Source organism: Curtobacterium sp. MCLR17_032, from assembly GCF_003234795.2.
In the GTDB taxonomy this organism is placed as follows: domain Bacteria; phylum Actinomycetota; class Actinomycetes; order Actinomycetales; family Microbacteriaceae; genus Curtobacterium.
The window spans coordinates 1,657,240-1,676,719 of record NZ_CP126268.1 but is presented as its reverse complement, the minus strand read 5'-3'; the positions used below and the strand labels follow the sequence as shown (position 1 = coordinate 1,676,719).

The 19,480-nt window shown below is 71.1% G+C and carries 15 protein-coding genes; 6 read left to right on the top strand and 9 right to left on the bottom strand.

What is annotated here, in order from left to right; genetic code table 11:
* Positions 1-29: 29 nt before the first annotated feature.
* The gene (locus DEI97_RS07870) at positions 30-1,181 is read right to left on the bottom strand and encodes an alkaline phosphatase family protein (protein ID WP_181439103.1); all 1,152 of its coding nucleotides are present in this window, start codon (positions 1,179-1,181) and stop codon (positions 30-32) included.
* 43 nt (positions 1,182-1,224) lie between these two features.
* On the opposite strand from DEI97_RS07870, the gene DEI97_RS07865 reads away from it, so the two are divergent.
* A complete protein-coding gene (locus DEI97_RS07865; RefSeq protein WP_111073285.1) occupies positions 1,225-3,711 on the top strand; it encodes a DNA gyrase/topoisomerase IV subunit A in 2,487 nt (828 codons plus the stop codon).
* A 39-nt stretch (positions 3,712-3,750) separates the two neighbouring features.
* On the opposite strand, the gene DEI97_RS07860 is transcribed toward DEI97_RS07865, so the two are convergent.
* Positions 3,751-5,934: a DNA gyrase/topoisomerase IV subunit B gene (locus DEI97_RS07860; RefSeq protein ID WP_111073284.1), complete on the bottom strand. Its 2,184-nt coding sequence runs from the start codon at positions 5,932-5,934 to the stop codon at positions 3,751-3,753.
* Positions 5,935-6,113: 179 nt separating this feature from the next.
* On the opposite strand from DEI97_RS07860, the gene DEI97_RS07855 reads away from it, so the two are divergent.
* On the top strand, positions 6,114-6,341 hold the full coding sequence (locus tag DEI97_RS07855; RefSeq protein ID WP_111073283.1) for a DUF7455 domain-containing protein: 228 nt from the start codon (positions 6,114-6,116) through the stop codon (positions 6,339-6,341).
* Positions 6,342-6,463: 122 nt separating this feature from the next.
* Here the strand turns inward: DEI97_RS07855 and DEI97_RS07850 are convergent, their stop codons facing one another.
* From DEI97_RS07850 to DEI97_RS07830, 5 genes are all read right to left on the bottom strand, one after another.
* Positions 6,464-7,237 carry a type 1 glutamine amidotransferase gene (locus tag DEI97_RS07850; protein ID WP_111073282.1) on the bottom strand — a complete coding sequence of 258 codons (774 nt, stop codon included), beginning with the start codon at positions 7,235-7,237 and terminating at the stop codon, positions 6,464-6,466.
* Positions 7,234-8,496, bottom strand: coding sequence for a MurT ligase domain-containing protein (locus DEI97_RS07845; protein ID WP_111073281.1), 1,263 nt, complete (start codon positions 8,494-8,496; stop codon positions 7,234-7,236). Before DEI97_RS07845 ends, DEI97_RS07850 begins: the two co-directional genes overlap by 4 nt.
* An 8-nt stretch (positions 8,497-8,504) precedes the next feature.
* Positions 8,505-9,809 carry an RNA polymerase sigma factor gene (locus tag DEI97_RS07840; RefSeq protein ID WP_111073280.1) on the bottom strand — a complete coding sequence of 435 codons (1,305 nt, stop codon included), beginning with the start codon at positions 9,807-9,809 and terminating at the stop codon, positions 8,505-8,507.
* Between the two features lie 171 nt (positions 9,810-9,980).
* Positions 9,981-11,300, bottom strand: coding sequence for an MFS transporter (locus tag DEI97_RS07835; RefSeq protein WP_111073279.1), 1,320 nt, complete (start codon positions 11,298-11,300; stop codon positions 9,981-9,983).
* 55 nt (positions 11,301-11,355) lie between these two features.
* Positions 11,356-12,273 carry a proteasome assembly chaperone family protein gene (locus tag DEI97_RS07830; protein ID WP_111073278.1) on the bottom strand — a complete coding sequence of 306 codons (918 nt, stop codon included), beginning with the start codon at positions 12,271-12,273 and terminating at the stop codon, positions 11,356-11,358.
* A gap of 159 nt (positions 12,274-12,432) precedes the next feature.
* Here DEI97_RS07830 and DEI97_RS07825 point away from each other — a divergent pair, with 159 nt between their 5' ends.
* The 3 genes from DEI97_RS07825 to sucB all read left to right on the top strand — a co-directional run bounded on the left by DEI97_RS07825 (position 12,433) and on the right by sucB (position 17,079).
* Entirely contained in the window at positions 12,433-13,938 is a 1,506-nt protein-coding gene (locus DEI97_RS07825; RefSeq protein WP_111073277.1) for a leucyl aminopeptidase, read from the top strand.
* A gap of 170 nt (positions 13,939-14,108) precedes the next feature.
* Positions 14,109-15,482, top strand: coding sequence for a dihydrolipoyl dehydrogenase (gene lpdA, locus DEI97_RS07820; RefSeq protein WP_111073276.1), 1,374 nt, complete (start codon positions 14,109-14,111; stop codon positions 15,480-15,482).
* A 67-nt stretch (positions 15,483-15,549) separates the two neighbouring features.
* Positions 15,550-17,079, top strand: a complete 1,530-nt coding sequence (gene sucB, locus DEI97_RS07815; protein ID WP_111073275.1) for a 2-oxoglutarate dehydrogenase, E2 component, dihydrolipoamide succinyltransferase — start codon at positions 15,550-15,552, stop codon at positions 17,077-17,079.
* An 84-nt stretch (positions 17,080-17,163) separates the two neighbouring features.
* On the opposite strand, the gene DEI97_RS07810 is transcribed toward sucB, so the two are convergent.
* Positions 17,164-17,952: a hypothetical protein gene (locus tag DEI97_RS07810; protein ID WP_111073274.1), complete on the bottom strand. Its 789-nt coding sequence runs from the start codon at positions 17,950-17,952 to the stop codon at positions 17,164-17,166.
* Between the two features lie 128 nt (positions 17,953-18,080).
* Here DEI97_RS07810 and DEI97_RS07805 point away from each other — a divergent pair, with 128 nt between their 5' ends.
* Positions 18,081-18,794 carry a DUF4191 domain-containing protein gene (locus DEI97_RS07805; RefSeq protein WP_111073273.1) on the top strand — a complete coding sequence of 238 codons (714 nt, stop codon included), beginning with the start codon at positions 18,081-18,083 and terminating at the stop codon, positions 18,792-18,794.
* Between the two features lie 233 nt (positions 18,795-19,027).
* On the opposite strand, the gene DEI97_RS07800 is transcribed toward DEI97_RS07805, so the two are convergent.
* Complete coding sequence (locus tag DEI97_RS07800) at positions 19,028-19,465, bottom strand: RDD family protein (RefSeq protein ID WP_111073272.1); 438 nt, start codon at positions 19,463-19,465, stop codon at positions 19,028-19,030.
* Positions 19,466-19,480 lie beyond the last annotated feature (15 nt).

Below are 19,480 nucleotides of genomic sequence, written 5' to 3'. Positions count from 1 at the left end.
GGTCGGGGCCGGCGCAGGACCGGCGGGTCCTACTGGGCGAACGCGCCCGCGAGGCGCAAGGGCACGAGCAGTTCGTCGTCGCTCATCGCCCCGTGCTGACCGATCATCCGGCCAGGCTCGGTGCCGTCGCGGACCTCGCGGTCGTCGTTGAACGCCCACGACCCCTTCGCGACGAGCAGCACGTCGCCGATGCGCGGCAGGACGGCGTCGTCGACCGGGCCGAACCACCCGGCGGCCACGGCCTCGTCCCGGCTGGCCACCACCGCACGCTTGCCCAGGGACGCCCGGAACGCGTCCACCAGGGCCGGCACGTCCGTACCCGGTGCGACGGTCAGCTGCCGGCAGCGCGGGTCCCCGGCCACACCGACGACGTCCACCAGCAGGGCGGGGTCCATCGCGACGTTGCTGTGCGGCGGCACGTCGAGCACGCCGTGGTCCGCCGTGACGAGCACCCCGACGTCCGGGTCCACCCGGGCGTCCAGACGGGAGAGCTCGGCGTCGACGAGCTCGAGTGCCGCGGTCCACCGGTCGGACTGCCAGCCGTGCTTGTGCCCGATCGAGTCGAGTTCGGGGATGTAGAGGTAGACGAGCTGCCGTCCGCTGCCGGTGGCGTCGAGCGCGGCGTCGATCCGGGCCGGGATCGTGTCAGCGGCCACGAAGCGCGCACCGCCGAGGACGTTCGCCGTCATGCCCGAGGACCGGTAGCGGCTCGGTGCCACGACGACCGGGTCGACGCCGAGCCCGGACGCCGCGGTGAACACCGTCTCGGAGCGCAGCCACCCGGCGGGCACCTCGGTGTCCCACCCGCTGAGCAGGTTCATCACGCGGGACTCCTCCGGGTTCCAGCCGCTGTAGCCGACGACGCCGTGCTCGCCGGGCTGCCGGCCGGTCGTCAGCGTGGTCAGTGCCGCGGCGGTCGTGGTCGGGAAGCCGCTGCGCAGGCGCTTCTTCGTCGTGGTCAGGAACCGGGCGTGGCCGGCGCGTGCCGCGAGGGCGTTCGCACCGAGGCCGTCGACCAGGACGACGATCGCGGAACGGGCGGGGCGGAGGGTGATCCGGGCCTCCCGTCCGGTGTCCCGCAACCAGGCGTCGTCGGCGGCGCCCAGCGCGACCAGGCAACTCGGCAGCACGTCGGCGAGGTTCACGGCGGCGTCGGGGGCCGTCGGTACGCTTGTTCCCACCCCCAGAGTCTTCCAGATCGAGCTGGGTCGGCAGAGAGGTGTCATGGCACGCACGGACGTCGTCGGGCTGCCCGACGGTGAGCGCATCGAGGACGTCGACGTCTCGGAGGAGATGCAGGGGTCGTTCCTGGAGTACGCGTACTCGGTCATCTACTCCCGCGCACTGCCCGACGCCCGCGACGGCCTGAAGCCGGTGCAGCGCCGCATCCTCTACCAGATGGCGGAGATGGGCCTGCGGCCGGACCGCGGTCACGTGAAGAGCGCCCGCGTCACCGGCGAGGTGATGGGCAAGCTGCACCCGCACGGTGACGGCGCCATCTACGACGCACTCGTCCGACTCGCGCAGCCGTTCACCATGCGCGTGCCGCTCATCGACGGCCACGGCAACTTCGGCTCGCTCGACGACGGCCCCGCTGCCGCCCGGTACACCGAGGCCCGCCTGGCCGAACCGTCGATGGCGATGACCGAGGGCCTGGGCGAGGACGTCGTCGACTTCGTCCCGAACTACGACAACCAGATCATGCAGCCGAGCGTGCTGCCGGCGGCGTTCCCGAACCTGCTCGTCAACGGCGCGTCGGGCATCGCGGTCGGCATGGCGACGAACATGGCGCCGCACAACCTGGGCGAGGTCGTCGAGGCCGCGAAGCACCTGCTGATGCACCCGCAAGCCACGCTCGACGAGCTGATGGAGTTCGTCCCCGGGCCCGACCTGCCCTCCGGCGGCACGATCGTCGGGCTCTCCGGCGTGCGTGACGCCTACGCCACCGGCCGCGGCACGTTCCGCACCCGGGCGAAGGTCTCGGTCGAGAACCTCACCCCCCGGAAGACCGGGCTGGTCGTCACCGAGTTGCCCTACCTGGTCGGCCCCGAGCGGGTCATCGAGAAGATCAAGGACGGGGTGCAGTCGAAGAAGCTGGTCGGCATCTCGGACGTCAACGACCTGACGGACCGCAACCACGGCCTCCGGCTCGTCATCGGCATCAAGTCCGGCTTCAACCCGACGGCCGTGCTCGAGCAGCTGTACAAGCACACGCCGCTCGAGGAGAACTTCGGCATCAACAACGTCGCACTGGTCGACGGCTCGCCGCGCACCCTCGGGCTCCGCGACCTGCTCGACGTCTACGTCAAGCACCGCCTGTCGGTCGTCACGCGGCGCTCCCAGTACCGGCTCGCCCGACGCCGTGAGCGCCTGCACCTGGTCGAGGGGCTGCTCATCGCGATCCTCGACATCGACGAGGTCATCCAGGTCATCCGCACCTCGGACGACTCCGAGGCCGCGCGGAGCCGACTGCGGGACGTGTTCGACCTGTCCGAGGTGCAGGCCGAGTACATCCTCGAACTCCGCCTGCGCCGCCTGACGAAGTTCTCGCGCATGGAGCTCGAGGGCGAACGCGACCAGCTGCTCGCCGACATCGCCGCGCTCGAGGAACTGCTGGCGTCGGACGACCGGCTCCGAGCCCAGGTCGCGACCGAGCTCACCGAGGTGTCCGACAAGTTCGCCACGCCCCGCCGCACGCTCCTGACCGAGGCCGACGCCCCGGTCCGTGGTGGTCGGAAGGCCACGGTCGACCCGGAGTCGCTGCAGGTCGCCGACGCTCCTTGCCGGGTGCTGCTCTCGACGACCGGGCGCCTGGTCCGCGTCGACATCCCGGCGGCCGAGTCCGGCATCGTGCACGTGCCGAAGCGCTCGAAGCACGACGCCGTCCGTTCCACCGTCGTCAGCACCGTCCGCGGACAGGTCGGTGCGCTGACCTCGACCGGGCGTGTCGTGCGGTTCTCCCCCGTCGACGTCCCCGCCGTGCCGCCCGCGTCGGTGCGACTCGACGCCGGAGTCCGCGTGACCGAGTACCTGGGTGTGCCGAAGAGCGAGACCGTCGTCGCCCTCGTGTCCCTCGACGCCGCCGTCGCGGACTCCGTCGCCATCGGCACCGCCCAGGGCGTCGTCAAGCGCGTCGTCCCGGCTGCCTGGCCGGACAAGCCGGACTTCCCCGCCATCGGACTGAAGCCCGGCGACCACGTCGTCGGCGCCGCCCAGGCACCGGAGTCCGACGACCTGGTCTTCGTCACCTCGAACGCCCAGCTGCTCCGGTTCCCGGCCGGCGCGGTCCGTCCGCAGGGGCTCCCCGCCGGTGGCGTCGCGGGCGTGTCGCTCGCCGGTGGCGCCAGCGTCATCTGGTTCGGCTCCGTCGCCGTCACCGAGGACACCGTCGTCGCCACCGTCTCGACCACCTCGAGCGCCCTGCCGGGCACCGACGCCGGTCGTGCCAAGGTCTCGGCGCTGACCGAGTTCCCGGCGAAGGGCCGCGGCACCCAGGGTGTCCGGGCACACGCCTTCCTGAAGGGCGAGGACGGGCTCACGGTCGCGTGGGCGGGCGTCGCGCCCCCGCACGCGGTCGGCTCGGACGGCGCCGCTCGGACGCTGCCGGACTGGCTGTCCAAGCGCGACGGGTCCGGCAGTCCGCTCGACGCCGAGGTCGTCACCATCGGTGGCAGTGCCGCCGCGGTGGACGGGACGCGCGGCGAGGCCTGACGCGGGCGTTCCGTCGTCGGGCGCTACGTCGGCGCCCGGTCAGGCGTCGATGCGCTCGCGGTCCAGGCCCTCGCCCGCCAGGATGAACTCCTTGCGGGGCGCGACGTCGTTGCCCATGAGCAGCTCGAAGACCTTCGCGGCCGACTCGGCGTGCGACACGTTCACCCGGCGCAGGGTGCGGTGCGCGCGGTCCATCGTCGTCTCGGCGAGCTGGTCGGCGTCCATCTCCCCCAGGCCCTTGTAGCGCTGGATCGGCTCGAGGTACTTCTTGTTCGACCGCTCGAGCTTCTTCAACAGGGTCGTCAGCTCCTGCTCGGAGTACGTGTACAGCGTGTCGTTCGGCTTGCCGCGGTTCACGACCACGACCCGGTGCAGCGGCGGCACCGCGGCGAACACCCGGCCCTGCTCGATCATCGGGCGCATGTAGCGGAAGAACAGGGTCAGCAGCAGGGTCCGGATGTGGGCACCGTCGACGTCGGCGTCCGACATGATGATGACCTTGCCGTACCGGGCCTGGTCGAGCTCGAACGTGCGGCCGGAGCCGGCACCGATCACCTGGATGATCGAGGCGCACTCGACGTTCGACAGCATGTCCGACACGGACGCCTTCTGCACGTTGAGGATCTTGCCGCGGATCGGCAGCAGCGCCTGGTACTCGCTGTTCCGTGCGAGCTTCGCGGTGCCCAGGGCCGAGTCGCCCTCGACGATGAACAGCTCGGTGCCCTCGACGTCGTTCGACCGGCAATCGGCGAGCTTGGTCGGCAGCGAGGAGTTCTCGAGCGCGTTCTTGCGGCGCTGCGTCTCCTTGTGCGCTCGAGCGGAGATGCGGGTCTTCATCTCGGCGACGACCTTCTCGAGCAGCCCGGCGGCCTGCGCCTTCTCGGTGCGCTGGGTCGACGTCAGGATCTCGGTCATCCGCTTCGACACGACGGAGTCGACGATGCGGCGGACGGCCGGCGTGCCGAGGATCTCCTTCGTCTGCCCCTCGAACTGCGGCTCCGGCAGCCGGACGGTCAGCACGGCGGTGAGGCCGGCGAGCACGTCGTCCTTCTCGAGCTTGTCCTGGCCGACCTTGAGCTTGCGGGCGTTCGCCTCGACCTGGGTGCGTACGGCCTTGACCAGTCCGGCCTCGAAGCCCGCCTGGTGCGTGCCGCCCTTGGGCGTGGCGATGATGTTGACGAAGCTGCGGAACACCGTCTCGTAGCCGTCGCCCCAACGCAGGGCCACGTCGACCTCGCAGGTCCGCTCGACCTCGGTCGAGACCATGTGGCCCTTGTCGTCGAGCATCGGCACGGTCTCCTTGAACGTGCCCGAGCCCTGGATGCGCCAGACGTCGGTCTTCGCGCCGTCGACGGCCAGGTGCTCGACGAACTCGCCGATCCCGCCCTCGTAGCGGAACCGCTCGATGACGGGGCCCTGCTCGACGAGCGCACTCGGCTCGGCGTCGGCATCGACGTCGGCGCCGGTCGTGGCCAGCGCCGGCGCTGGTGCCGCCAACGCGGCTCGCTCCGCCGCGGCCCGGATCGACGCCGGACGGGCGTCGGTGATCGTCAGCCCCAGGCCGGGGACCAGGAACGCCGTCTGGCGCGCCCGGTTCACCAGGTCCCCGGTGCTGAACGCGGCGTCCTTCGTGAAGATCTGCCGGTCTGCCCAGTACCGCACCCGGGTGCCGGTGACACCCTTCTTCACCTTGCCGATGACGCGGAGTTCGCTGCCCGACGTGAACGGCGCGAACGGGGCGTCCGGGCCGATGCCCTGCGCGTCGTCGAAGACGCCGGGCTCGCCACGGTGGAACGACATGGCGTAGGTCTTGCCGCCACGGTCGACCTCGACGTCCAGACGCTCCGACAGCGCGTTCACGACCGAGGCACCGACGCCGTGCAGTCCGCCCGACGCCGCGTACGACCCCGAGCCGAACTTGCCGCCGGCGTGCAGCTTGGTGAACACGACCTCCACCCCGGTCAGGCCGGTCTTCGGCTCGACGTCGACCGGGATGCCGCGGGCGACGTCGGAGACCTCGACCGATCCGTCCGCGTGCAGGATCACGCCGATCTCGTCCCCGTGTCCGGCGAGGGCTTCGTCGACCGAGTTGTCGATGACCTCCCACAGGCAGTGCATGAGGCCGCGGGAGTCCGTCGAGCCGATGTACATGCCGGGACGCTTCCGGACCGCCTCGAGTCCTTCGAGGACGGAGAGATGCCGTGCGGAGTAGTCGGAGCTCACCTGACGAGCGTAGCGATCGAGACCGACACTGCCGGGGCGCACGGCCGGTGTGCCTCGGCCTGGGGACAACCCTTGCGCGCAGAGCGAACGAGGGGCCTCAGGATGCCGGGCATCCAGCCAGGACGTGTTGGAATGGGTGCATTCACCGCACCGTACTGCGATCCGTGAGGAGCACAGCAATGACCCAGACCGTGCAGGACCTCCCCGTCGACGAACTCAACGACAACCACCAGCTCACCGCGGCCGACCGCTGCGACAGCTGCGGTGCGCAGGCCTACATCCGCGCCACCATGGCCAGTGGTGAACTCCTGTTCTGCGCCCACCACGGCGCCGAGTTCAAGGACAAGCTCGCTGCGACCGCGCTCGAGTGGCACGACGAGTCGTCCCGGCTCCGCGAGTCCAAGTAGGCGACACACCCGCAACGCACTGGAGGCCCGGTGCCGGTTCTGAGAACCGGCACCGGGCCTCCAGTGCGTTGCCCTGGCAGGCGGACCTGGCGCGTTGCCCTGGCGGGCGGGCCTGACGAGCGTCAGGCGATGCGCTTGAACGCCTTGTCGACGTAGCGGTCGATCGTCGCGCGAGCCTCGCTGGCGTAGCGGTCGATCGTCGCGATCCGCGCCGGGTCCGGCGTGTAGCCGCGGCCGAGGCGCGTCGTCGCGGCGGCGAGCACACCGTCGGTCAGCTGCGGGTTGAGCGGCAGGATCGGCCCCTGGGTGTGGGTGCCGAACGAGTTGCCGCTGACCGCACCCTCGACCGGCGAGCCGGCCTGGTTGCCACCACCGGAGACGACGTCCGCGAACGGCGACACCCCGTCGGCGAGTTCGATGCGGGCTGCGTGGTCCTCGAAGCCGGCCAGTCGGGTCGACGCGCCCGGCAGCACCGGGTACCGCGACTCGAGGACGAAGTAGTTGACCCGACGCTCGGCACCGCGGACGGCGCGGGCGTCGAACACGCCGAAGCCGTCGATCGGGGCACCGTCGGTCGGGACGACCTGGTTGGTGGCGAGGTCGAACCCGCCGCCGACCGCGATCACCGGAACACCGGCGACTGCGAAGTCACGCAGGGCGGCACCGATGCGGACGACGTCGGCCCCGAGCGAGCGCATCGCGCTGAGCGGGCCGTTGCCGACGACGACCACGTCGGCCGTCGACGGCAACGCGTCGCCGGGCGCGTACTCGAGGACCTCGGTCGCGATGTCGGCGGCGGCGGCGCGGCGGACGAGGGCTGCGACGTTGCCGCGGTCCCCCGAGACGCCCATCTGACGCGGGTAGACGTGCAGGATGGTCAGGCGATCGGCCGTCATGCGGTCTTCTCCATGTCCGGGTGGCCGAGGGCCTTCCGGGCGATCATCATGATCTCGTAGTTGACGATGAAGTTCTTCGTGCCGGTCGTGGTCGACCCGAGCCCCTGCATGTGGCGGATCGCCGACTCGACGTCGGGCTCGACGCGACCGATGCGGACACCGGCGTGCTCGAGCGCGATCGCGATCTGCCAGGCCTTGTCGCCGGACACGACGTCGACGTGGTCGAGCTTCGAGAAGTCGATGTCGTAGATCCACGAGATGTCGGGCGTGCCCTCGTCGATCGCCATGAGGACCTGCTCCGGGTGCGCCGGCAGGGCGTCCAGGTTGAGCTGCAGGCTCGCGGCGTTCTTGAACATCGTGAACTCGGCGGACTCCCCCGCGATCGGCAGACGCTCGCCGCGCCCGTAGGCCGGCTTCATCCGCTCGAACGCCTTGGTCACGGCGGCCGGACGGAACTGGTCGCCGAGGGCCGCGCTGGCCGTCGCGGCAGCCGCGGCCGCGTCCACCGCGTAGTGGAGGCCGCGGGCCGGCAGGCGGACCGGGATCTCGGCACCGGCGAAGGCGATGGTCGCGGCGTCACCGGTGAAGGTCACGATCTCGGCGTCAGCAGTCGTCTGTGCCCGGTCGGCGCCGGCCACGAAGTCGTCGGCGTTCTGCAGGCCGTTCGGGGCCGCGGCCACCACGTCGGTGCTCGCGCCGAAGCGCAGGACCCGCTGCCCGTCGACGGCCGGGTAGGCGTCGAGGAACTGGTCGTCGTGGTTGGTGATGACGTTCGCACTCGACAGTGCGGCGGTGTCGAGCATCATCGTCGCGACACGTTCGGTCTCGAAGAACCGGTAGAGCTGGTCGACCTGGACGTTGAGCATCGTCACCGTCGACGGCGACAGGATGCCGGCGAGCTCGACCGCGAAGGCCTCGTCGACCTCGAGGATCCCGATGTCGGCCTTGAGCTTGCCGCCCAGCGAGACCTCGGACAGCAGCGCGGACGCGATGCCCTGCGGCAGGTTCGCGCCGGACGGGTTCGTGAACACCCGGAGGCCGTGCGCCCGCACGATCTCCGAGATCATGTGGGTCGTCGTCGACTTGCCGTTCGACCCGAGCACGAAGACGACGCCGTTCGGGAACTGCCGCGTCACGTGCTGCAGGAAGTCCGGCACGAGCTTGAGGACGATGTATCCCGGGTAGGCGGACCCGCCGCCCCGCGCTCGCGCGAGGGCACGGAGGATCCGCCCGACCAGGATCGGGACCACGAAACGCACCGGTCGGCCTACTCGAGGTAGTCGCGGAGCGACTGCGACCGGGACGGGTGGCGGAGCTTCGCCATCGTCTTCGACTCGATCTGGCGGATCCGCTCACGCGTGACGCCGAACGTGTCGCCGATCTGGTCGAGGGTCTTCGGCTGACCGTCACCCAGGCCGAAGCGCATCCGGATCACGCCGGCCTCGCGCTCGGAGAGGGAGTCGAGCAGGCTCTCGAGCTGCTTCTGCAGCATCGTGAAGCCCACCGCGTCGGCCGGCACGACCGCCTCGGTGTCCTCGATGAGGTCACCGAACTCGGAGTCGCCGTCTTCACCGAGCGGGGTGTGCAGGGAGATCGGCTCGCGACCGTACTTCTGGACCTCGACGACCTTCTCGGGCGTCATGTCGAGCTCGCGGGCGAGCTCTTCCGGCGTGGGCTCGCGTCCGAGGTCCTGCAGCATCTGCCGCTGGACACGGGCGAGCTTGTTGATGACCTCGACCATGTGCACCGGGATGCGGATGGTGCGTGCCTGGTCCGCCATCGCGCGGGTGATGGCCTGACGGATCCACCACGTCGCGTAGGTCGAGAACTTGAAGCCCTTCGTGTAGTCGAACTTCTCGACGGCACGGATCAGGCCCAGGTTGCCTTCCTGGATGAGGTCGAGGAACTGCATCCCACGACCGGTGTAGCGCTTGGCGAGCGAGACGACCAGGCGGAGGTTCGCGCCGAGCAGGTGCGACTTCGCACGCTGCCCGTCACGGGCCACCCAGCGCAGCTCGCGCTCGGCCGGCTTCGACAGCCCGGTCGAGTGCTGCAGCTTGTCCTCGGCGAACAGGCCGGCCTCGATGCGCATCGCGAGCTCGACCTCCTGCTCGGCGTTGAGCAGCGCGACCTTGCCGATCTGCTTGAGGTAGTCCTTCACCGGGTCCGCGGTGGCACCCGTGATGGTCGTCGAGTAGACCGGCGCTTCGTCGTCGTCGGTCTGCGAGATGACGAGCGCTCCGGCGGCGACCGCGGCCGCTTCCGTCGCGGGCTTCGCAGCCGAGTCGTCGTCCGAGTCCTCAGTCGCGTCGTCGGTGGCGTCCTCGGCCACCTCGACCGGCGTCTCGTCCTCGGCGCTCGCTTCGTCGTCCTCTGACGATGCGGCCTTCTTGCCGCTCGCCTTCTTCGGGGCCGCCTTCTTCGGGGCGGCCTTCTTGGCGGCGGTGGTGGTCCTGGGGGCGCGCTTCTTCGGCGCGGCCGTGCCCTCCGTCGTGGTCGTGGCGTCTTCCGCCACGACGCCGTCGGGCGTGGTGTCCTTCGTGGGATCGACCGTCGTGCTCCGGGCAGCCATGCGATCACCTTCCTCGTCGTGCCACGTTCCTGGGGTCGTGGCCTTCCCTCGCCACCCAGGGCCACCGCCGCAGTCCCCCACGTCGTCTGGTCCTACCGTTCCGGGCAGCACTAGGACCCATGTCAAGTCCCCCGACGCTGAACGCGAGGAACCCGAAAGGGTCCGTGGTCATTATTGCACGCGACCGTTCCGCAAGCGTGCAACCAGTGCAACCCACAGCGGACCCACCCGTATTCCGTCCTCCGCGTGCAGCCGTGCGCGCGTCCGTCGGCGGGCCAGCAGCAGCATCACCACGCCGAACCCGACCACCACGTACTGCACGGTCATCGCCACGCGGAAGTTCTGCCACGCGAACGTGTCGGTGCCGGACGCCGCCGCCAGGACGTCGAGCAGCGAGCCGATCGCGAACATCATCACGAAGGCCGCCAGGAACCCGCCGACGTTCACCACGCCGTTCGCCGACCCGAGCGAACCGACCGGGTTGAACGAGCGCGCGAAGTCGAACCCGATGAGGGAGCCCGGGCCGCCGACGCCCATCGCCACGACCAGCAGGACGAGCAGCCAGGTCGGCGGCTGCCCCGGCCAGAGCAGCACCGCCGTCCAGACGACACCGAGCGCGGTCACGATCCCGAGCACCAGGTTCGACCGACGCATCGGGAACCGGGCGCAGAGCAGACCGAGGACCGGGCCGGCGACGAACCCGACGAGGACGATCACGGTCAGGAAGGTCGCGGCCTCGGTCGCCGAGTAGCCGAGCCCCCGGAGCATCGGGACCCCCCAGAGCAAGCTGAACACCGTGCCGGACGACTGCGTCACGTAGTGCGACCAGAAGCCCAGCTGCGTGCCCGGGCGTCGGAGCGCGTGCCCGAAGGTGCGGAAGGCCGCTCCCCACGAGTGCGGCAGCGGGATCGTGTCGGTCCGCACGGCCACCGGCCCGGCACGGACGAACACCACCGCCAGGACGAGCCCCACCGCGCTGGCGATCGCCGCCACGCCGAACGCCGCGTCCCAGCCGACGGAGTGCAGGAGCAGGGCGAACGGGAACGCCGAGACGATCTGGCCGATCTGGCCGAGGTTGCCCGTCCACTGCGAGATCTGCGGCAGGAGCGACCCGCTGAACCACATCGGCAACAGGCGCATCACCGAGATGAAGGTCATCGCGTCCCCGGCGCCGACCAGCACCCGGCCCACGATGGCCGGCCCGATCGTCGGGGACAGCGCGACGACCGCCTGGCCGATCGTCAGCAGCAGTGCGCCGAGCAGCACCAGGCGCCGCGGTCCGACCCGGTCGAGCGCGATGCCCACCGGGATCTGCAGCCCCGCGTAGACCGCGATCTGCACGACCGCGAGCGTGGACAGGACGGCGGCGGAGACGGCGAAGCGGTCCTGCGCGTCGACCCCGGAGACCCCGAGGGACGACCGCTGCATGACCGCCAGGACGTAGGCCAGGACGGCGACGCCCCAGACGACGAAGGCACGGCGGGAGTTCACCGGACCAGGCTAGCGATCGGTCGGCAGTCAGCCGTCCGGACGCAGCAGCCGGTGCTCAGTCCTCGTCGGCTGCGGTGCGGCGGTCCGCCAGGAAGCGCTCGAGCTCGGCGGCGATCGAGTCGGCGGTCGGCACCTGTCCGTCCGCCCCGGTCAGCGGCGAGGCGACCGGGTTGCCCTCCATGTAGGTGTCGTGGCGCTGCTCGAGCGTCCCGACCAGGCGCTGCAGTTCCGCGTTGCCGGCGACCTGCTCGTCGACGCGCGCAAGGAACTCACGTCCTTCTTCACGCAGGGCATCGGTCGGGAAGATCAGTCCGGTGGCGGCCGAGATGCCGGAGAGCGCCGCCACGGCTGCGTCCGGGAACTCCGTGTCCGCCAGGTAGTGCGGGACGAGCAGCACCAGCCCGGTGACCTGCTGGCCGATCTCGGACAGGCGGTGTTCGACCAGGTGCAGGACGTTCGCCGGCGCCTGGGTCTCGGGCTTCCAGACGCTCATCGACTCGACCAGGTCGGCGCGGGTGCCGGAGACCGTGACGCCGATGGCCCGGGTGTGCGGGACGGGCATCGGGATCGCCTGGACCCACGTCGTGTCGGTCACCTGCAGGTCCTCGGCCAGGTCGAGGACGGCCTGCACGAAGCGGTTCCACTGGAAGTCGGGCTCGTACCCGGAGAGGAAGAGGAACGGCTGCCCGAGTTCGTCGCGCACCAGGTGCAGCGTGAGCCGGGGTGGTTCGACGGCCGTGATGTGGTCGTGCTCGAACGTGATGACCGGGCGACGGGCACGCCAGTCGAGCAGCACGTCGGGGTCGAACTCGGCGACGAGCTGCGACTCGAGCGATCCGGTGATCGACGTCGTGATCTGCGCCACCGCCGAGCCCGCGTCTGCGAACCCCGTCAGGGCAGCGACGAGGTGCAGCCCGGCCGGCACCGTCGGGGCGGATGCGTCGAGCGTGTAGAGGTCCTCGGGGTGGTTCATCACGCCAATGCTAGGCGGGGGCACCGACGCGACCCGTGTCGGGTCGCGACGCCGACAGCGAACAGGTGACGGGCCTCCAGTCCGACAGCCTGACTGGAGGCGCGTCACCCGTCCGGCGGTCCTCACCGCCTGGCAGGACGCCGTCAGTAGGCTGGACGCATGGTCCGACCGACGCTCTCCACCACCTCTTCCGCCCCCTCCTCCGTCGACGCCGACGTGCTCGTCCTGGGCGTCCGCCCCGGCGCCGACGGCGCGCCCGCCACACTCGTGCCGTCCGCGGCCGGCCCCGTCGACGGACTGGCCGACCTCGACCTCGCCGCCGTCGGTGCCACCGGCGCGAAGGACCAGCTCGTGCGCATCCCCGGCGGCTCGGCCGTCGGCGTCGCCGCCGCGGGCATCGCGCTCGTCGGTCTCGGCAGTGCCACCGGTCCGGCCGCCGTGCGCAGCGCCGCCGGCAGTGCCGTGCGCCAGCTGCCGCACGTCACCGCCATCGCACTCGCCCTGCCCACCGAGGACGACGCCACCGTCGCCGCAGCACTCGAGGGCGCCGCGCTCGGCACCTACTCCTTCACCCGCCACAAGGGCGCCGGGACGACCGGTCCGACCCGTGGCGACCAGCGCATCACGGTCGTCGCACCGGCTTCGGTCAGCGCCGACGCCACCGTCCGCCCGGCGATCGTCGCCGACGCGGCCGCGCTGGTCCGCGACCTCGTCAACACCGCCGCCGGGGACCTCGGGCCGTCCGACGTCGCCGACGTCGCGCACGCGCAGGCCGACGGCCTGCCCCTCACCGTCGAGGTCCTCGACGAGACCGAACTCGCAGAGCAGGGCTTCGGCGGGATCGCCGGAGTCGGCCAGGGCTCGGTCCGCCCGCCGCGGCTCGTCGTCGTGCGGTACGAGCCGGCCGGTGCGACCAAGCACCTCGCGCTCGTCGGCAAGGGCATCACGTTCGACTCCGGCGGACTCTCGCTCAAGCCGGCTGCCTCCATGCTCGGCATGAAGACCGACATGACCGGTGCCGCCACGGTCCTCGCAGCGACGGTCGCCGCCGCTCGCCTGGGTCTCGACACGAAGGTCACGGCCTGGCTCTGCCTCGCCGAGAACATGCCCTCCGGTTCCGCCATCCGTCCGGGTGACGTCCTGACCCTGAAGAACGGCAAGACCGTCGAGGTCACGAACACCGACGCCGAGGGCCGACTCGTCCTCGGCGACGGCATGGCCGCGGCGTCGCTCGAGCAGCCCGACGCGATCGTCGACATCGCCACCCTGACGGGCGCGCAGATGGTCGCCCTCGGTGACCGGACCACCGGCCTGATGGGGAGCGACGACCTCGTCGCCCGGGTCCGCACGCTCGCCGACACGGTCGCGGAGCCGATCTGGCCGATGCCGATGCCGGAAGAGCTCGACGGCCGCCTGAGCAGCGACGTCGCCGACATGGTCAACGCCACCGTCGGGCAGACCGCGGGCGGCATGCTGCTCGCCGCGAAGTTCCTCGAGCGCTTCGTCGGGCAGACCGCCGAGGGCACCACGATCCCGTGGGCGCACCTCGACATCGCCGGCCCGTCGGAGAACCGCGGCGCCGGGTACGGCTGGCTCGGCAAGGGCGCCACCGGTGTGATGGTCCGCACCCTGGTCGCACTCGCAGAAGACCTGCAGTCCAAGTAGTAGGTTGGGTTCCGGCGGGGCCGCCGCGTCCGCGCGCGCTCCCCGCCGGAACTGACGGGACGGGACCGGTACAGACGGTCCGACCGCCGGACGCCGCCGCGCGGTGTCCACCGGGACGGCGTCCATGAGACACGAAGCCGCCCCCGACACGCACGAGGGAGTTGCACCAGGTGACGGAACAGACTTACGACGTCGTGGTCCTCGGTGGCGGCAGCGGCGGCTACGCCGCAGCGCTCCGAGCCGCTGAACTCGGGATGAGCGTCGCGCTCATCGAGGGCGACAAGCTCGGAGGGACCTGCCTGCACCGCGGCTGCATCCCGACGAAGGCGCTGTTGCACTCGGCCGAGATCGCGGACGGCGCCCGCGACGCGGAGAAGTACGGCGTCATCGCCGAGTTCGCCGGCGTCGATGTGCCCAAGGTCATCGAGTACCAGCAGGGCGTCATCAACTCGAAGTACAAGGGCCTGCAGGGCCTGATCAAGGCCCGCGGCACCACCGTCGTCGAGGGCTGGGGTCGTCTGACCTCGCAGAACACCGTGCAGGTCGGCGACCAGACCGTCACCGGTCGCAACGTCGTCCTGGCCACCGGGTCCTACTCGAAGTCGCTGCCCGGACTCGAGATCGGTGGGCGCGTCATCACCTCCGAGACCGCGCTCCGCATGGACTACGTGCCGAACAAGGTCGTCATCCTCGGCGGCGGCGTCATCGGCGTCGAGTTCGCCAGCGTCTGGAAGTCCTTCGGCGCCGAGGTCACGATCGTCGAGGGCCTGCCGCACCTGATCCCGGCCGAGGACGAGTCGATGTCCAAGCAGCTCGAGCGTGCGTTCCGCAAGCGCGGCATCGAGTTCTCGCTGGGTGTCCGGTTCCAGGGCGTCGAGCAGCACGAGAACGGCGTCGTCGTGACGCTGGAGAACGGCAAGACCTACGACGGCGACGTCCTGCTGGTCGCCGTCGGTCGTGGCCCGCTCACGCAGAACGTCGGCTACGAAGAGGTCGGTGTGGCCATGGACCGCGGTTTCGTCACCACGAACGAGCGCCTCGCCACCAACCTGCCGAACGTGTACGCCGTCGGCGACATCGTCCCCGGCCTGCAGCTGGCCCACCGCGGGTTCCAGCAGGGCATCTTCGTCGCCGAGGAGATCGCGGGTCTGAACCCCGTCGTCATCTCGGACACGAACATCCCGAAGGTCACGTACTCCGACCCCGAGGTCGCCTCGGTCGGCCTCTCGCAGTCGAAGGCCGAAGAGCAGTACGGCGCCGACAAGGTCGACTCGTACGAGTACAACCTGGCCGGCAACGGCAAGAGCCACATCATCGGCACGTCCGGTGCGGTCAAGGTCGTGCGCGTCGTCGACGGACCCGTCGTCGGCATCAGCATGATCGGCGCCCGCGTCGGTGAGCTCATCGCCGAAGCCCAGCTCGCCGTGAACTGGGAAGCGCACCCGGAAGACGTCGCGCCGCTCATCCACGCACACCCGACGCAGAGCGAAGCACTCGGCGAAGCGCTCCTGCACCTCGCGGGCAAGCCGCTCCACGCACTGTGAGCAGCGCCGTCGTGCGCACCACGAACACCACAAACCAGAACCACGCCTGCGAGAAGGAGTCCACCCGATGAGCGAATCCGTCAACCTCCCGGCGCTCGGAGAGAGCGTCACCGAGGGTACGGTCACCCGATGGCTGAAGAACGTCGGTGACCGGATCGAGGTCGACGAGCCGCTGCTCGAGGTCTCCACCGACAAGGTCGACACCGAGATCCCGTCGCCGGTCGCCGGCGTCATCGAGGAGATCCTCGTCCAGGAGGACGAGACCGTCGAGGTCGGCACCGCCCTCGTGAAGATCGGCGACGGCTCCGGTGGCGCTGACTCGTCCGACCAGGGTGGGTCCGAGTCCGCCGACGACCAGACCGAGGCCGCCGCCGAGGACACCGAGCCCGAGACCGCACCGAGCACGGAGCAGGACACCGAGGCCAAGGCCCCGGAGCCCACCGAGCCCGAGCCGACCCCGGCCGGCCAGACCCAGCCCGCAGCACCCCAGGCGCCGTCGGCCCCGCCGGCCGCGTCGCCGGTGCCGCAAGCAGCCCCGGTCCCGCCGCCCGCCGCCGCACCGCCGGCCGCGGTCCCCGCACCGGCCAAGGCTGCTCCGGCCGCTGCCCCCGCCGCCGCGGCTCCGTCGTCGACGCCGTCCGCTGCGGTCCCGAACCCCACCGCCAACGGTGCGGCGTCCGGCTACGTCACCCCGCTCGTGCGCAAGCTCGCCAACGAGCAGGGTGTCGACCTCGCGACCGTCACCGGCACCGGTGTCGGTGGACGCATCCGCAAGGAGGACGTGCTCGCCGCGGCCTCCGCTGCTGCTGCCGCCCCGGCCGCATCCGGTTCGGGTTCGTCCGCGTCGGCACAGTCCGGTCCGTTCGTCGCCGAGGTCTCGCCGCTCCGTGGGACGCGCGAGAAGATGACCCGCCTGCGCAAGGTCGTGGCCGAGCGTGCCGTGCAGTCGATGACCTCGACGGCACAGCTCACCAGCGTGGTCGAGGTCGACGTGACCAAGGTCGCGCAGTTCCGCGACGCCCGCAAGGCCGAGTTCCTCGAGAAGACCGGCTCGAAGCTCTCCTTCATGCCGTTCTTCGCCCTGGCGGCGTCTGAGGCGCTCAAGGCCCACCCGAAGATCAACTCGACCGTGGACGGCGACGAGATCGTCTACCCGGAGTCCGAGAACGTCTCCATCGCGGTGGACACCGAGCGCGGCCTGCTCACCCCGGTGATCAAGGACGCGGCGTCGCTCGACCTCGCCCAGTTCTCGAAGTCGATCGCGGACCTGGCGGAGCGCACGCGCAACAACCAGCTCAAGCCCGACGAGCTCGCCGGTGGCACGTTCACGCTGACCAACACCGGTTCGCGTGGCGCGCTGTTCGACACCCCGGTGGTCTTCCTGCCGCAGTCGGCGATCCTCGGCACCGGCATCGTCACCAAGCGCCCGGCGGTCGTCAAGGTCGACGGGCAGGAAGCGATCGCGATCCGGTCGTTCGTCTACCTGGCGCTCTCCTACGACCACCGCATCATCGACGGCGCTGACGCGTCCCGGTACCTGGTGGCCGTGAAGAACCGTCTCGAAGAGGGCAACTTCGCACCCAACCTCGGCTACTGATCTCCAGGAGCTGACAGGTTCGACGGCGGCCCCGTCTCCCCCGGTGGGAGGCGGGGCCGCCGTCGTCCGCGCTTCCGGCGTGACTCACCCGACACCCCACAGCCCGGCCACGACGACCCCGGTCACGACGACGCCCGCGGTGATCAGCCCGCGCAGCCCGATCCGGTGCGATCCGACCGGCAGGCCGGTCCGGAGGAGCGCGCGCACCGCCGCGAGCAGCCGGCCGGCCACGGACTCCGGAGCCGCGGGGGGTGCGGCACCCGCATCGAGGGCGAACGTGAACGTCATCGGCGGTGGGTCCCACCGGACCGGCCGGGGCGGGGCGGTCGCACGGACCAGGCGGTCGAGCGCGAGGAGCGATGCTCCGCCGTCTCGACGAGCCGCGGCGCACGCCTGGTCGATGGCGTCGCGGCCCGGCTCGCGCGGATCCACCCGGTCCCAGACCGCCCGGACGGCGAGCACCAGCGCCTCGGCACCCGTGACGACGCCCGGTCCGGTGTCCCCGGTGGCGCCCGGCGGACGGTCGACCAGGACGACCGCCCCGGCGTCGTCGACCAGGACGTCGTCCAGCCCGGCGCGACCGAGCAGCAGCGCCCCGGCATCGGCGAGCAGGGCGATCTCGAGCAGCGGGAGCGTCAGCGTGACGGCGACGCCCACGGTCGGTGCTCCGATGCGGTCGAGGGCGGCGGGCAGTGCGAGGCCGGCGGGTGCCGATGCCCGAGCGACCAGCGCGCCGGTCTCGTCACGACCGACCTCGGCGACCCCCACCAGGTGGTCGTGCGTCATGGTGCTCCGGTCGGCGAGCCACTCGGCGAACGCGTCGGCGGGCTCCGGCACGCGCCAACAGAGGTCGATCTGTTCCCACGGTTCCATGGCGACCATCGTGTCGGGGGCTGGGCGCGCCTCCCGGCCGGGGCGGTGCCCTGTGGACAACTCCTGTTCGCCCACAGCCTGGCGGCGGGCGGTCCCCGATCGACGTGCCAGGCCGTATCCTTGTCGGCATGGCACGCAGCAGTTCCTCCAGCTCCCCGGCGAAGGAGCCCGGTCGTCTCAAGCAGATGTACCAGGTCTTCACCATGACCCGTCGGGCCGACCCCAGCTCCGTCTGGTGGTTCGCCCTCGCGTTCCTCGGACCGGTCGTGGTCGGCGTCCTCGCGGCGCTGCTCATCCCGGGTCAGAACTGGCTCGCGATCACGCTCTGGATCATCGCCGGCGTGATGCTCGGTGTGCTGCTCTTCCTGATCGTGCTCAGCCGTCTGGCCGAGCGTGCCGCGTACTCGCAGATCGAGGGCCAGCCCGGTGCCGTCGGCGCCGTCCTGTCGAACTCGCTGCGTCGGCAGTGGCGCTCCAGTGAGATGCCCGTCGCCGTCCACGGCCGGTCGCAGGCGGCCGTCTACCGTGCCGTCGGCACCCCGGGTGTCGTCCTGATCACCGAGGGCCCGGTCACGAACCTCAAGCGCCAGGTCGAGGAAGAGCGGCGCAAGGTCGCGCGCATCGTGCCGAACGTCCCGATCCACGTCGTCAACGTCGGTGACGGGAAGGACGAGGTCACCCTCCACAAGCTGCCGCGTGCCATGAACAAGTACAAGAAGGCGCTGAACCGCAACGAGGTCCTGGCGGTCTCGAACCGTCTCGACTCCCTCACCCACGGTCCGGCCGCTGCGATCCCCAAGGGCATCGACCCGACGCGGGTCCGTGCCGGTCGCCCGCGCTGACCTCGGTCGTCCGAGCACCTCGACGCCCTCGATCCCGTTGCGGATCGGGGGCGTCGTGCTGTGTGGCGTGCAGGTGAGGCGTGGCGCCGGTCGAGGTCGCACGATGTGCCGCGCGCCTGGCGTCGGGGCGGCAGATCGTGCGACCTCGGCCGAGCGGCCACGGCGGGTCGTGCGACCTCGGCGGACGGGGCCCGGCAGGTCGTGCGACCTCTGCGCGGGGCACCGACAGGGCCTCAGCGGCGGACGAGCACCGTGCCGGCGACCGCGTCGTGCAGCGGCCGCCCGTCCTTCGCGTGGATGAGCACCGGCACGACGATGCAGAGCAGCACCGTGCGGACGAGCGGCCGCCACACCCCGACGTAGCCGCCACGGACCGGGACGACCCGGAGCCCGAGGCACACGTGCCCGAACGACCCGGACAGCAGCGCGATGAACACGACCTGCAGTGCCGCGAAGATGCCGAGCGTCACGAAGTTGCCCGCCGCCCCGTACGTCCCGAAGGCCAGGGACAGCAGCGACGCCAGTGCCCAGTCGATCACGAGCGCCAGGAACCGGCGGCCGAACGAGCCCATGCTGCGCGGTCCGGACTCGGGGAGACCGAGGATCTTGCCCGGCCACTCGGTGCGCCCGGAACCGGCATCGGGCGAGGAGGGCAGAGTGGAGCGGGCCATGTCACCAGCGTAGGC